Raw genomic sequence first — 14,859 nt, forward strand, 5'->3', positions numbered from 1 at the left:
CAAAACTGCTTGAAAGATAACCGCTTTAATAGAAAAATTAGTAGCAGAAAAGTAGTCATAAAAAAGGCGCCAATCTTAGTCATAAATACTAATGATTGGTGCCTTTTTCTTTGCTATGCAAATACTTGAACGTCAGCTTATTAAAAGCTAAACAATATCAATCTATGACCACGTAATGTTATGGCGACGGATTAGGGTGCTGGGTATGTACCGCCTCAATCGCTTTTAGCACATCTGCGCTTAAGGTGACATTGATACTATCGATATTTGATTGCAGCTGCTCAGTGGTGGTTGCGCCAACGATATTACTAGTGACAAACGAGCGCGAATTGACAAAGGCCAATGCCATTTGCGCCATATCCAAACCGGCTTCGGCAGCGATTTTGGCGTATTGAGCGGTGGCGGCTTTTGCTTCGTCATTGGTATAGCGAGCAAAGCGGTCATACATCGTCAGACGCGCGCCTGCAGGACGTTTACCATCAAGGTATTTGCCAGATAAAACCCCAAAGCCGAGCGGCGAGTAAGCAAGTAAACCAACATTTTCACGATGGGCAATCTCTGCCATGCCAACTTCATATAGACGATTGAGCAAACTATAAGGATTTTGCACCGTGATAGGCGCGATTAAACCATTTTTGTCCGCTTCCCACAGATAACGCATCAGCCCCCAGGCGGTATCGTTCGATAAGCCATAAGCACGAATACGACCTTTCTTGATCTCGTCATTTAGTGCTTGGATGGTCTCTAAAAAAGGCGTCAAATCATCCAGCGACTGCGCTGCCATCTCTTCACTATAACCGCGCTGGCTAAAAAAGTTCGCTTGCCGTTCAGGCCAATGCAACTGATAAATATCAATATAATCGGTTTGCAAACGCTCAAGATTGCTATCGATGGCGCTACTAATATGCGCCGCATTAAAGCGCGTCTGACCATCGCGTAAAAAATCCATCGGTGAGATTTTGCTAGCAAGAATGACCTTGTCGCGCTGTTTGGTTTTATTAAACCACGTGCCCATAAAGCGTTCGGTATCGCCTTGCTTGTCTTTATCAGGCGGCGACGGATACATTTCGGCGGTATCCCAAAAATTCACGCCTGCACTAAGGGCCATGTCCATCTGGGCATGCGCGTCGCTTTCGCTATTCTGCTGCCCCCATGTCATCGTTCCTAAGCAGATTTTTGAGACTTTTTCATTCAGTTGCGGCAGTGTTTGATATTGCATCTGTTTATCCCTGTTTTTATTCTCAATAAGGTTTTATGTTCAAGCCGTTTTTCATACTACATAATCTTGATACCTGTGACGCCCGGCGGGGTGACTTGGAATATTTTTACTTTAAACAGTACCGATTGACCAGCAAGTGGATGGTTAAAGTCGACTTCAACTTCGTCGTCATCGATGGCGCTAATGGTACCGGGCAGGGTGTTTTTGCCTTTATCTTCAAACTCGACCAACATTCCGATTTCAGGATTGTCAGCGACTAAGGCAAATTGGGTGCGGCTAAAATGCTGAATGTTATCAGGGTTCCACTCGCCAAACGCTTGCTCAGGCTCAAGGTGGGCGGTGCGCGTATCGCCAGCACGTAGGTTCATCAGCACTTGCTCAAAACCCGGTAAAAAGCTCTCATCGCCAACGGTCAGCGTCACTGGCTCGTCGCGGTTAAAGGTTGAATCAATCACCGTACCGTTTTCGAGCGATACTTCAAAATGCAGCTTCACAAGGCTGCCGTGGGTGATGCGAATGTCTTCATTAGGGGTGATAAATTGGGAGTCGGTCATAGCAAAGTGTCTTTTATAGAGTAAGGTTTAGAAGATTAATTATAAAAGAGAGTTTAGCATAACCGTCTGCTGTACATGTTCATGTCGCCTGTATGACATGAATTATTTTATCAATACTTCCATAATGGAGATACATCATTAATCGTTAAATGCATCTCATCAAAAGTAATAAATACAGGAGTTTAATAAACTGATATAAGATTGATTGCCATATGGGATGATTAATTGATGAAATTAAGTTGACATTATTTTTCATATTGTATATAAATGTAAAGTTAATATAAGGAACGTAAATATATATTAATAATTGTAATTTAAATAACTTCTGAGATGATTATGAAAAAAGCTATTTTGGTAATTGGAATGTTCGCGTTATTGGCTCAAGGGTGTGCAACTCCACATGTTGTACAAACTAAAAAAGTAAGTGACGTTAATTTGTCTTGTCAGCAAATTCTTAATGAAATAGCAGAAGCTGATGACTTTGAACAAAAGGCACGCGCTGAGCGTAAAGCGACTGGTAAGAACGTAGCAGCAGCAATTTTATTTTGGCCAGCCTTAATTGGTACCTATTCTAATACTGAAGAAGCTATCAATGCTGCAAAAGAGCGCCGCAACAATTTGACTAACTTGTATGAACAGAAAAAATGCCGTTAATACCTTAATGTCTTGTTAGGATATTTTATGGTCAATAAAAAGCTAAGAGTAATGCTCTTAGCTTTTTTTATGAGCGCGGGAAGGTTATATAATGGTCGTTAATAATCATTAAAATCAAAAAGTATACAGTTATGAAAACTAAGCAGATAAATATAAGAAAACAAGGTCATATCAAAAAATGGCAAGACGATAAAGGTTTTGGTTTTATCGAAACTGCGGCGGGCGAGTCGGTGTTTTTTCATGTTAGCGCGTTTAAAGCCCCGCGCCGTCCCGAAATTGGCGAGCAAGTGGTTTTTACAGTAGGGCAAGACAATCAGGGACGCCTGCAAGCAAAGGATGTACAAGAACTCAGCTTTGTACAACAAAAAATGGCGCAAAAGAACAACCAAATCCGGCAGCGTAATCACAAACGCAGCGCCCAAGCAGAATTTGAAACAGGGCAAAAGAAACGCTTGTTCCTTGGTGTTGGATTTTATGGGGTTTTAATTTTATTGGCGGTCATGAATAAGCTAAGCTGGCTAGTGGTTGCTTGGTACGTGATATTAGGCGTCATTACCTATGGCATGTATGCCAAAGACAAAGCCGCTGCCCAAAATGGCGACTGGCGTACGCCTGAGTCAACGCTGCATCTGTTGAGTACGCTTGGCGGTTGGGTCGGTGCGCTGGTCGCTCAAACCTATTTACGTCATAAGTCACAAAAGCCGGAATTTCGTATCGTTTATTATTTGACCGTCATTATTAATTTGGCAGGGTTGTTATTTATTATGGTAAACGGTGGCGACTTAACGGGATTAAAAGCATTGTTCTAAGCATGTTTTACTTTTAAGACTGCTCTAACATTTGCTTATAAATCGCTGCATCGCTGGCTGAAAAACAGCAAAAAATGACTTCACGAATTGAAAGCTCAGACATTTCGCCTAAACTATTTTGTAGATAATCTTTTACCGTACCCATAGCAATTTGCGCTGCTTTTTCGATTGGATAGCCATACACGCCGGTACTGATAGATGGAAAAGCAATGCTGCTTAGATTATTTTGAACTGCTAAGTCCAGCGAGTTTCGATAACAGCTGGTGAGTAGCTCTGGCTCGTGACGATTGCCACCATGCCAAACAGGGCCGACCGTATGAATCACATACTGGCAAGGTAGCTTAAACGCTGGACTGATTTTAGCATCACCTGTCTGGCAACCATTCAAAGTACGACAATACGCCAATAATTCACGTCCCGCTGCCCGATGAATTGCACCATCGACACCGCCGCCACCAAGCAAGCTTGAATTGGCCGCATTGACAATCGCATCAACATTTAAGGTGGTGATATCGGCTTGCAGCACTGACAAAGTAACAGTGTGCTTATTATTTTCATTAGCAGCAGAAATTTGCTTTTGAGCAATAGGTTTTATTTGATTATTAGACCTTTGGTTATTAGACATGGCAGCACCCTTTTTATATTGAACTTAATATACTTTAGCGTTTTTAGCGTCACTCGACTATATCGCTTACGTTATCAATAATCTTTAATATACTATCTCTCAAAAAAGGCGCAAAAAAATAGGCTACCGATTTGGTAGCCTATTTGCAAAGTCATTGTATTTATATCATTTAAGCATCACGTTTCTTTTCTAAAAACAGCATATCAATAACAATCAGCGCCACACCAATACAAATACCAATATCGGCAATATTAAAGATTGGATAATGCCAAACGTCGGCGTAATGCACGTGAATAAAATCAATCACGTGACCATGGAGCAAGCGGTCAATCAGGTTGCCAAGAGCGCCACCAAGCACCAGAGCCAAACCAAACGATAACAGCTTGGCTTTACGCGGTGCTTTGACGAGATAGACGATTAAAAATAGCGACATTACGAGTGCCAGTCCGGCAAAAAACCATTTTTGCCAACCTGCTTGGTCTGCTAAAAAACTAAACGCCGCGCCATAGTTATAAGCAAGCGTCCAATTTAAAAACGGCTCAATCACGGGCACAGGCTCAAGGAAATTGAGATTGGTTTCAGCCAACCACTTCGTCCACTGGTCAACGATAAGCACAGCAAGCGCCAGCAAGTACCATATAAAGGCGCGACTGCCATTAGCGACCATTTTTGGCGTCTTCTTCAGACGACCTTTAGGCGTGGTTGAGCTACCTGTAGTCGCATGCGCAGGCGTAGGCGAGTTATCGGCCTCAACCTGCGGCTGCTTATTTTTAGGTGAGTTAGGCATAATGGCGCACCTCGCCGTCGCCTGCGACGTTGGTCACGCAGCGTGCGCATAGTTCAGGATGCGCCGCGTCTGTACCGATATCATCACGGATGTGCCAGCAGCGTACGCATTTGGTGCCCGTCGCCGCGCTAACGTCAACCACTAAATCACCCGATGCATCTTCATTTTCATTGTTATCGGCTTTTGCGCTGGCTTTATCAGCAGGCGCGGTGCTCATTGGTTTTAACGTTGCGCTACTGGTAATCAGGACAAAACGCAGCTCTTCGCCAAGCTTGGCTAAGCTGTCATACATCGCACCGTCAGCATATAAATCAACGCCCGCAGACAAGTTGGCATTGATGATTTTTTCACCGCGTGCGGTTTCGATATGTTTATTGACCATATCTTTTGCTTGCATGATACGTTGCCAGTCGTCGCTACTGATGGCGCTAAGCTCAAATGCTGGGAACTCATACCATGCTTCGGTAAATACGTAGCCTGCGTCAGTGCCGTTTTTACCTTGCAATACTTCCCAAGCTTCTTGCGCAGTAAATGATAAAATCGGCGTAATCCAGCGAATTAAGGCATGAGCGATATGATAAATCGCCGTTTGCGCAGAGCGACGCGGCTGTCCATCAGTTTGGGTAGTGTACTGACGGTCTTTGATAATATCGAGATAAAAGCTACCCAAGTCTTGCGAGCAAAACGCGGTGATATGCTGGGTGACTTGGTGAAAGTCCATCGCATCATAAGCACTGATGATTTGCGCTTGTACCGTTTGCGCACGCTCAATAATAAATTTATCAAGGCTAACCAGCTCATTGATATCAACGCTGTTGGTCGCAGGATTAAAGTCGTCGGTGTTGGCCAGCAAGAAGCGTAGGGTATTACGGATACGGCGATACATGTCGATGGCGCCTTTAAATACCGTTTTACCCGCGCTCATCTCATAACGATAGTCGCTCGAGGCAATCCACAAACGTAGCATATCCGCACCGGTTTTATTGATCTCGTCTTGCGGCGTGATGATGTTGCCAAGTGACTTACTCATCTTGCGCCCGTTTTCATCGACGACAAAACCATGGGTCAATACTTGTTTAAATGGTGGACGCTGGTACATCGCCTCAGACGTGAGTAATGAGGTCTGGAACCAACCGCGATGCTGATCCGAACCTTCGAGATACATATCGGCAGGATTGGTCAGCTCATCGCGCTGCTCAAGGACGGCAAAATGCGTCGTTCCTGAGTCAAACCAAACGTCTAGCGTATCGGTTGCTTTATCATAGTCTGCCTCTTCCGCCCCTAAAAAGTCTTCACAGCTGGCATCGAACCAAGCTTCAACGCCGCCTGCAGCGATTTTTTGCGCGGCCACTTCCATCAGCTCTAGCGTATTAGGATGCAGCTCGCCGGTTTCTTTATGAGTAAAAAAGGTAATCGGCACGCCCCACGTACGCTGGCGTGAGATACACCAATCTGGGCGACCGGTCATCATCGCTTCAATGCGGTTTTGTCCCCAAGCTGGCGTCCAATTGACAGAAGGAATATCAGCAAGCGCACGCTCACGCAGACCTTTGGTTTCCATACTGATAAACCACTGCGGGGTGGCGCGGAAAATAATCGGCGACTTATGACGCCAGCAATGCGGATAGCTGTGCTCGATTTTGGTATGGTTGATTAAATGGCCGTTATCATGCAGTGCTGCAATGATTTGCGGATTGGCTTTATAGATATGCTCACCGGCAAATACCGCCGCGCTGTCTAGATAAACGCCCGTTCCACTGACTGGGTTTTCAACCGGCAAGTTATATTTCAGGCCAACGATATAATCGTCAAGACCATGCCCCGGTGCGGTATGGACGAGGCCAGTACCGCTATCCGTGGTTACGTGCTCACCTAGGATTAGCGGCACTTGACGCTCGCTAATCAATGGATGCTGGGCGCGCAGACCTTCAAGCTCGCGTCCTGAAACGGTAGCTAAGATACCATCGTTAGTCAGTTTAAACTCGCTTAATGCACTTTCAACCAAGTCAGTGGCTAATAAGAAGTTACCTTTGGCAGTTGCGACCACGCTATAGTCATGCTCAGGGTGTACCGAGATGGCTTGGTTTGCTGGTAACGTCCAAGGGGTTGTCGTCCAGATAATTGCGGCGATGTTACCTTCAATGCCGCTTAATGCTGCAACCTTGTCGGTATCTAAGACGTCAAAGCTCACATAAATAGCATCAGAGACTTTATCTTGGTATTCCACTTCAGCTTCTGCTAGCGCAGAGCTACAATCCAAGCACCAGTTGACTGGCTTCATGCCGCGGGTGACGTGGCCGTTGTCATAAATTTTAGCAAGCGCACGTACGATATTAGCTTCTTGATGGAAGTTCATCGTCAAATAAGGATTGTCCCAATCACCAAACACGCCCAGACGTTTAAAGTCAGCCTTTTGTAGCTCAATCTGGGTACTTGCATATTCGCGGCATAGGCCACGAAATTCAGTTGCTGAGACTTTTTGACCGACCTTACCGACTTTAGCTTCGACTTTTTGCTCGATAGGCAAACCGTGACAGTCCCAACCTGGCACGTAAGGCGCATCAAAGCCTGACAAGGTTTTTGACTTGACGATAATGTCTTTTAACACTTTATTGACCGCATGACCTAAGTGAATCTGACCGTTGGCGTATGGAGGACCATCATGCAAAATATATTTGGTTGCGCCCGTCCGCGCCTGACGAATTTTGCCGTACACGTCGTCGGCTTCCCAAGCCGCCAGCCAGTCTGGCTCACGTTTGGCAAGGTTGGCACGCATCGCAAATGGCGTATCGGCAAGGTTTAGGGTGTCTTTATAATCGTGGCTTGGGGTGTCGGTACTTTTATCAGTCATAGAAGGTGTCTTATAAGATGATGGTTAAAGGTTGTGTTTAAATTCAGGCGTAAGATTAAAGATATATGGGGTTAAATATTGGATAATCGATGCTAGTCTTTTACTTATTACTTGAAAAAATTTGCTTAAAAAACATGGCGCAAAATAGGTTGCTTATCACTTGATTTTAAATGGACACGTCCATCATAAATACTAATCAGACGATTGCAACAAAAAATATTTTTAGCAGAATACTTAGAAAAGGGAATAGGAGTACGGCAGCTATTATATGACAAAATGAGTAGGGTAAAAAGAGCTGGCCGGTATCGTCCTATTTTTAGCCAAAAGCAATGACTTATAGCAGCAATGCGCCATCTATTAAAGCATAGGTCTAGACCCCTTAATTGACCATTTATTAGATTTTATACTATTGACCAAGGGTTAAAAAACTTCTGATAACCACAAACGCAATTTGAGCGACCAAAGCGGCTGAATACCGGTCAAGCCTTGCGTCATCTCGCCATCTTTCAAAACCACATAAGACGGCGTTACTTGGCCTTGCCAATCAGCAAATATCTCACCTTCTTGGTCATTGATAGTGGTAAAGCGGTAATTGTGTTCGGCAAGGTAGCTATGCAACTCTTGGTCAGAACCGGATTTAATCGCAATCGTTACCACAGGATAATTATTCGCCGCCGCAAGCTTATCTATCGTTGGCGAGGTTACCCGACAAACCGGACACCACGTTCCCCAAAAGTATACCAGCGTTGGCTTATCCCGACTCATCGCTGCCAAATCAACGCTTTGCCCTTGATAGTCGGTTAGTTGCAATTGCGGATTGGCTGGCATGACCGGTTGGCGCCACCAGTTAATCGCCATATAAATGATCGTAAATGCCAAACCATATATAAGCAAATTTTTAGCAACAGACAATAGCTTTTGCTTGGGCGTTTTTTTTGGCGTCTCAGGGGTTTTTGTAATATTGAGATTAGAATCAGTGGTCATAATGGCTGCTTTTTTGCGCTTAAATGTTAATAGATAAAAATAAACGGCTGAATGGTCAGCCGTCTTATTATAATTTTTAGATTGTTATGTTTAATGCTTGTCTTTTAATATAAGCGCTTAAGGTTTTTTCGCGCGGTCTTGCAATGGGTCACCGATAAGCACGCTACCTGAGTTTTCACGGCGCTCAGCATCTGATAATTTACTCGCTGGCACTTTGGCTTTTCTTTTCCACTTTAAGCTAAACAAATCATCACGGCGGTCAAGTAAATTATGTACCGAGCCTTCATTACGAACGTGAATAAGCTTGTCTAAGTTCACGTCAGAGAAAAATACCATCTCAGTATTGGCCGTTGTTTCTGCCATAATCGCATCATGCGGGAACGCAAAATCCGAAGGTGAGAAAATAGACGACTGCGCATATTGAATGTCCAAGCTTTCAACCTGCGGCAAGTTACCGACCGAACCGCAAATCATCACATAACATTCGTTTTCGATCGCCCGTGCTTGGGCACAGTGGCGTACGCGCAGGTAGCCGTTTTGGGTATCTGTCCAAAATGGGACGAACAAAATATCCATGTCATCAAGCGCCATCAAACGCGCAAGCTCTGGGAACTCAATATCATAGCAAACCAAGATACCGATACGACCAGCATCAGTGTCAAATACTTTGACCTCATCGCCCCCTTCAATCACCCACGCGCTACGCTCATGCGGGGTAATGTGGATTTTACGCTGCTCTTCGACCGTACCGTCACGGCGGCACAAATAACTGACGTTATATAAAGTATCATCGTCGTCCAAAAACGGCATGGAACCGGTGATGACATTGACGTTATAACTGACTGCCAAATGCGAAATCTCGTTTTTAAACCATTCGGTATAACCGGCCAAAAAGCGAATCGCGACGTTTTGATCAGTCGATTCACACAGTCCCATCAATGGCGCGTTAAAGAATTCTGGCAAACAAGCAAAGTCAGAGTTGTAGTCGGCCATGATATCGACGAAAAACTCAACTTGTTGCAACAGCTCTTCAGGTGACTCAACTTCACGCATTTGCCACTGAATACCGCCGATACGCACCTCAGATTTACGGGTATTCGGCTTATAATCTTGCGGCTCATAATAGATATTTGCCCATTCAAGCAACGTCGCAAAGCCTTTTGACTGCGCATCATCTGGCAAATACGCGGTCAAAATACGTTTAACAATAAAGCCATTGGATAACTGAAACGACAGTGCTGGGTCATGAATCTCACGCGCTTCTACAGCCTCAATATACTCGCCCGGGGTCAAATCCTGATGATTATGATAATTGGGAATACGACCACCGGCTAAAATAGCGCGGAAGTTTAACTGACGGCACAGCTCTTTACGCGCATCATAGAGCCTACGACCTAAGCGGTAACCACGATATTCAGGGTCGATTAATGCATCTAGCCCATAAATCGCGTCGCCTTCAGGGTTGTCTCTGATGATTTCTTTATGACCGATTAAGTCATCATAAGTATGCGGGTTAGAGAACTTGTTGTAATCGACGCGCATAGAGAGCACGATGCCAATCAGCTCATCGTGGTCAAATAGCGCAATCTGCCCTTCGGGAAAGGCATCAATCAAAGCATGAATGGTGTTTTTTGACCATGCTCCGCCCAAGTTGACATAAACGCGATCCATCAAGGCTTTAAGCTGCGGGTAGTCTTTTTTCTTAATCTCAGCGATGGTTAGGTGAAAGTCATCTAATTTTTCAATTTTGCTCATAATGTTCCTGTCTGTCGTCTCTGTAAATCGGTCTTAATAAATCGATATTAATATTTTTTTGCTAAAAATCTTGCTAAAAAGGGCAGCTATAAATAAGGTTTTTATAAAAAACTGGCTATTAAAAATCGTAAGAAAAGCACGTAAAAGGTGTTTTCGCATAGATGCAATTGCTAAAAGTAAACGCCAGCGCCCAGATTTTTCTACGACTTTTTAGACCATAATGTCGAGAAAAGCATATCAATAGGCTTATTTAAACGTTACAATCATTTATCTTTGCATTTACAATGAGTTATACGCAAAAGTTATAAATTCTGCCTTTGTCATTATTTGTTTTAATGAGGCGATTTAGCAAGTTTGCAAGGGTGCATTTTACCACTGTGTTTTGTCTTTATTTTAAATACTCTCTGCGGGTAACTTAATTTTTAGCCCATTTAGAGGACTATCGATTGAATTGAGGACATGCCCTAGCCCTTTATGGCGCAAATGACGCTTATTATCACGTTTCTCTTTGCGCTGGTTATGATAGCAACTCCCATAAACAATCACAGACAAGCGGCGTAATTATTTGCTAGGTTTTTGTTGCCCGATTTTATTACTAGGTCTTATTACCATATTTTATTGCTCAGTTTTCGTGAGGCACCATCTTTACTATCCGTAATATTTTTATTTTTTTACACGTCATTTTAGATGGCGTATTTTTTCGGTTGCCTTCAATGGTGACCTTTTAGGATTTTTATTATGCCCCTAACTCATGCTAATGCCTTTAGCAAATTAGATGAAATAGCAGATACTGCATTGATACAGTTGGTGTATGTCAGTAGCTTGACGCTTGCTTCACGGTTAAATGCAGCAATATTTGATGAGGTAGAAGCTCATGCGCGTGATTATAACGAGCAGCACGGTATCACAGGTACGTTATGTTATGGCAATGGGCATTTTTTGCAATGTATGGAGGGTGAAAAAGCCAAAGTGGCGGCGCTGACGCAGCGCATTTTTGCCGATAAGCGCCATAAAGACGTGCAAGTGCTCGTATTACAAGTGATTACACAGCGTGATTTTTCAGACTGGCGCATGCGTTTGCTGTTTTTGGAGCGTTGGCTTTGGTCACCTGCCACCAAAAAACAAGCAGCGCAATTGTCGCCGTATCTACCCTTTGCGCCGCACGGTTGGTCAGCTGAGCGTACCGAACAGTTTTTGCAAATTATCAAAACCTTTGACACTCCGCCTCATATTAAAGCAGCCGGCATTACCTATAACGCGCTTGGTAATATGGTGCGCCACATCGCCGCCCCGCATCAAGCTTTTTTAGTGGTGCAAGGGTTTTTAAGTGTACTGTTGGTCATCGGTTTGGCGCTGCTATATTTATAAGCTGGGCTATGGTGCTAAACAATAATATAAAAATGACGCTAAAATTTGATATTTAGCGTCACTTTTTATGTCATCAAACTTATTGCAATAATAATAAATTGAAGCAATTACATATCAAAAATCTTACCACGGTTCATAATATTATTGGGATCAAATACTTTTTTGACTTCGCGTAAATATTCAATCTCAGTCTCGCTACGGCTATAATTCAGATAGGGCTTTTTGGTCATACCAACGCCATGTTCTGCAGAAACTGAACCACCGTATTTTTGCACCGTTTCAAACACGTATTTATTGACGATTTGACATTCGCTAAAAAAGTCATCTTTACTCATGTTTTCAGGCTTTAAGATATTAAGATGCAAGTTACCATCACCGATATGACCGAACCAACAGACCTCAAAGTCAGGGTAGTTGCTACTGACGATATGATCAATCTCGGCGATAAATTCAGGTACATAGCTGATAAGTACCGAGACATCATTCTTATAAGGCGTGAATACTGAGATGGTTTCAGAGATATATTCGCGCAGCTTCCACAGCTCTTCTGCTTGCGCCAGACTCTGACTCATCACCCCATCGACGACCCAACCTTGTTCCATGCACTCCTCGAATATTGCCATGGCTTTGTCCATGATAGGCTCATACGGCGCTTCAAACTCTAGCAGGGTATAAAATTTGGTGCGCGATTCAAAAGGCTCTTGTACTTGACCATGCGCCATAAGCTTATCAATGGCGACATCGTCAAAGAACTCAAACGCCGTCAAATCAATTTTCGCTTGAAAAGCCGATAGCACATTCATCACATCAGTAAAGCTGTCCATGCCTAAGACCATGACGTTTAAGTCTTGGGGCTGACGCTCAAGCTTGATTTGGGCATGAGTGACTAGACCAAGCGTACCTTCGCTACCGATAAATAATTGGCGTAAATCATAACCGGTGGCGTTTTTTACCATACCGCGATTAAGCTGCAAGATATCACCTTTTCCAGTGACGACAGTCAATCCCATAATCCATTGACGGGTCATGCCATAACGAATCACTTTAATACCGCCAGCATTGGTGCCGATATTACCGCCAATTTGACTGGAACCTGCTGAGGCAAAATCGACAGGGTAGTAAAGCTCTTTTGATTCGGCGAATTGTTGCAGCTGCTCAGTGACCACCCCCGCTTCAATCTCAACCATGCGGTCAGCAGGATAAAACTGTCCAATATGATTCATCTTATCCATACTGACGACAATCTCGCCATTGGCGGCGACGGCACCAGCTGACAAACCGGTACGACCGCCACTTGGGGTTAAGACCACATTGTGCTCATTGGCAAGGAGGACAATCGCTTGTACTTGCTCAGTAGTCTTCGGAAAGACGATAGCAGCAGCAGCAGGCGCAAAATGCTTGGTCCAGTCTTTGCCCCAATGCTCGAGGCTCTCGCTATCAGTTTTGATTTGGCTGGGGTCAAACTGATGGACATCGAGCAAGCTGCTTAAGATATTTTGGATAGCAGTGGTAGTGGTTTGAGAATCATTTTGAGTGGTAGTATTGCTTTGGCTAGCTAAAGAAGTCATGGTCAAATCTCGGTAGAAACGCAAGCGCTATGCATAAAAGGGATTATTATATCGCTAAATGGATATAACCCAGCGGTGCTAACTGTGTTTATATAAATAAGTAGGTTTAGATAAGTATAAGCGAGCGCGTAGCGCAATGATAGATAGAGATGCTGTCATACGCCCATCTGTCTCGCTTAAATCGTTAAAAAACAGTTTAATAAGGTTTGGTTATAAGTTTTATATACCATGATTCACTATAGCATAAAAAGTTTTCAGGCTTGATAAGCAATAATTCATCTAATCTGCTAACATCGCTGCCAAATTTTGTGTAAGATATCCAGACTGTTTTCGTTTCATCCATCAGACTTATCCCACTGATGATTTTTATAAGACAATTATAGGACAGTTCTCACATGGCGTTATCACTACAAAAAGACAAGATCCGGTTTTTATTGCTTGAAGGTCTACATGACAATGCGTTAAAAGTATTGGAAGGGGCTGGTTACCATAACATCGAGAATATCAGTCACGCCCTAGATCAAGATGAGCTGATCGAAAAGATTAAAGATGCTCACTTTATCGGTATTCGCTCGCGCACGCAGCTGACGCGTGAAGTGCTTGAGCACGCCCACAAGCTGATCGGTATTGGCTGTTTTTGTATCGGTACCAACCAAGTCGACTTGGACGCCGCTCGTGATTTGGGTATTCCTGTCTTTAACGCGCCATATTCGAACACCCGCTCGGTCGCTGAGCTGGTACTTGCCGAAGCCATCATGCTATATCGCGGTATCCCTGAAAAAAATGCCACCGTCCATCGCGGTGGTTGGGGCAAGTCTGCGACCAACTCGCATGAAGTGCGTGGCAAAACCATCGGTATCGTGGGTTACGGCTCTATCGGCTCGCAATTGTCGGTATTGGCGGAAAGCTTTGGTATGAAAGTCATCTATCACGATGTTGTGACCAAATTGCCACTGGGTAACGCTGTACAAGTTGGTAGCTTAGAAGAGCTATTATCAACCGCTGATATCGTCACTTTGCATGTACCTGATGTGCCAAGCACGCGCTACATGATGAAAGCTGAGCAGTTTGCGCATATGAAAGATGGTAGCTACTTTATCAACGCCGCTCGCGGCACCTGTGTTGAGATTGATGATTTGGCAGCAGCCCTTGAGTCAGGTAAAATCTTGGGCGCAGCGATTGACGTGTTCCCGAAAGAGCCAAAATCTGCTGATGAAGAGTTTGAATCACCACTACGTAAATTCGATAACGTTATCTTGACGCCGCATATCGGTGGTTCAACCCAAGAAGCGCAAGCAAATATCGGTCTTGAAGTTGCCGATAAGTTTGTTCGTTACTCTGACCAAGGTGATACCGCAACTGCGGTGAACTTCCCAGAGGTTTCTGTACCGTTTAAAGAAGGCACGCATCGTCTGCTGCATATCCACAAAAACGTCCCAGGCGTATTGTCACAGATCAACCGTCTGTTTGCTGAAGCGCATATCAATATTTTAGCGCAGAGCCTCATGACCGAAGGTGACGTTGGCTATCTGGTGATGGATGTGGATTATAACGATTCACGTGCTGCTCTAGATCAGCTAAAAGACGTCGAAGAAACCATTCGCGTACGTATCTTATTTTAATAGATTATTCATAACGCTTAAGACTGACGGTATAAAGATACGTTTAACGTCTTAAAGTAAGTT

General features: G+C 44.0%; 12 protein-coding genes. 4 read left to right on the forward strand and 8 right to left on the reverse strand.

The window, feature by feature from the left end; translation table 11 throughout:
• Positions 1 to 178 precede the first annotated feature (178 nt).
• Together A7325_RS01385 and A7325_RS01390 are read right to left on the reverse strand one after the other, a co-directional pair.
• Complete coding sequence (locus tag A7325_RS01385) at positions 179 to 1,219, reverse strand: aldo/keto reductase (RefSeq protein WP_068403990.1); 1,041 nt, start codon at positions 1,217 to 1,219, stop codon at positions 179 to 181.
• Positions 1,220 to 1,275: 56 nt separating this feature from the next.
• On the reverse strand, positions 1,276 to 1,773 hold the full coding sequence (locus A7325_RS01390; protein WP_068403991.1) for an FKBP-type peptidyl-prolyl cis-trans isomerase: 498 nt from the start codon (positions 1,771 to 1,773) through the stop codon (positions 1,276 to 1,278).
• Between the two features lie 336 nt (positions 1,774 to 2,109).
• Between A7325_RS01390 and A7325_RS01395 the strand changes: the two genes are divergently transcribed.
• Both A7325_RS01395 and A7325_RS01400 read left to right on the forward strand, forming a co-directional pair.
• The gene (locus A7325_RS01395) at positions 2,110 to 2,427 is read left to right on the forward strand and encodes a hypothetical protein (RefSeq protein WP_068403993.1); all 318 of its coding nucleotides are present in this window, start codon (positions 2,110 to 2,112) and stop codon (positions 2,425 to 2,427) included.
• Positions 2,428 to 2,558: 131 nt separating this feature from the next.
• Positions 2,559 to 3,236 carry a DUF1294 domain-containing protein gene (locus tag A7325_RS01400; RefSeq protein ID WP_068403995.1) on the forward strand — a complete coding sequence of 226 codons (678 nt, stop codon included), beginning with the start codon at positions 2,559 to 2,561 and terminating at the stop codon, positions 3,234 to 3,236.
• 13 nt (positions 3,237 to 3,249) lie between these two features.
• Here A7325_RS01400 and A7325_RS01405 read toward each other — a convergent pair whose 3' ends face one another.
• The 5 genes from A7325_RS01405 to A7325_RS01425 form a co-directional block, all read right to left on the reverse strand.
• A complete protein-coding gene (locus tag A7325_RS01405; protein ID WP_082894242.1) occupies positions 3,250 to 3,861 on the reverse strand; it encodes an O-acetyl-ADP-ribose deacetylase in 612 nt (203 codons plus the stop codon).
• Between the two features lie 169 nt (positions 3,862 to 4,030).
• Positions 4,031 to 4,648 carry a signal peptidase II gene (gene lspA, locus A7325_RS01410; protein ID WP_082894243.1) on the reverse strand — a complete coding sequence of 206 codons (618 nt, stop codon included), beginning with the start codon at positions 4,646 to 4,648 and terminating at the stop codon, positions 4,031 to 4,033.
• Entirely contained in the window at positions 4,641 to 7,499 is a 2,859-nt protein-coding gene (ileS, locus tag A7325_RS01415) for an isoleucine--tRNA ligase (RefSeq protein WP_068403996.1), read from the reverse strand. The genes lspA and ileS overlap by 8 nt, the downstream gene beginning before the upstream one ends.
• Positions 7,500 to 7,919: 420 nt before the next feature.
• Positions 7,920 to 8,483 (reverse strand): protein disulfide oxidoreductase, encoded by a 564-nt coding sequence (locus tag A7325_RS01420; protein WP_068403998.1) that lies wholly within the window; start codon positions 8,481 to 8,483, stop codon positions 7,920 to 7,922.
• 117 nt (positions 8,484 to 8,600) lie between these two features.
• Positions 8,601 to 10,238: a carbon-nitrogen hydrolase family protein gene (locus A7325_RS01425; RefSeq protein ID WP_068403999.1), complete on the reverse strand. Its 1,638-nt coding sequence runs from the start codon at positions 10,236 to 10,238 to the stop codon at positions 8,601 to 8,603.
• A gap of 738 nt (positions 10,239 to 10,976) precedes the next feature.
• Here A7325_RS01425 and A7325_RS01430 point away from each other — a divergent pair.
• Positions 10,977 to 11,606 (forward strand): BLUF domain-containing protein, encoded by a 630-nt coding sequence (locus A7325_RS01430; protein WP_068404000.1) that lies wholly within the window; start codon positions 10,977 to 10,979, stop codon positions 11,604 to 11,606.
• A 107-nt stretch (positions 11,607 to 11,713) separates the two neighbouring features.
• Here the strand turns inward: A7325_RS01430 and A7325_RS01435 are convergent, their stop codons facing one another.
• Positions 11,714 to 13,174 (reverse strand): FAD-binding oxidoreductase, encoded by a 1,461-nt coding sequence (locus A7325_RS01435; RefSeq protein ID WP_068404001.1) that lies wholly within the window; start codon positions 13,172 to 13,174, stop codon positions 11,714 to 11,716.
• Positions 13,175 to 13,569: 395 nt separating this feature from the next.
• On the opposite strand from A7325_RS01435, the gene serA reads away from it, so the two are divergent.
• Positions 13,570 to 14,796 (forward strand): phosphoglycerate dehydrogenase, encoded by a 1,227-nt coding sequence (gene serA / locus A7325_RS01440; protein WP_068404003.1) that lies wholly within the window; start codon positions 13,570 to 13,572, stop codon positions 14,794 to 14,796.
• Positions 14,797 to 14,859: the final 63 nt, after the last annotated feature.

This window comes from Psychrobacter sp. SHUES1 (assembly GCF_001652315.1).
In the GTDB taxonomy this organism is placed as follows: domain Bacteria; phylum Pseudomonadota; class Gammaproteobacteria; order Pseudomonadales; family Moraxellaceae; genus Psychrobacter; species Psychrobacter faecalis.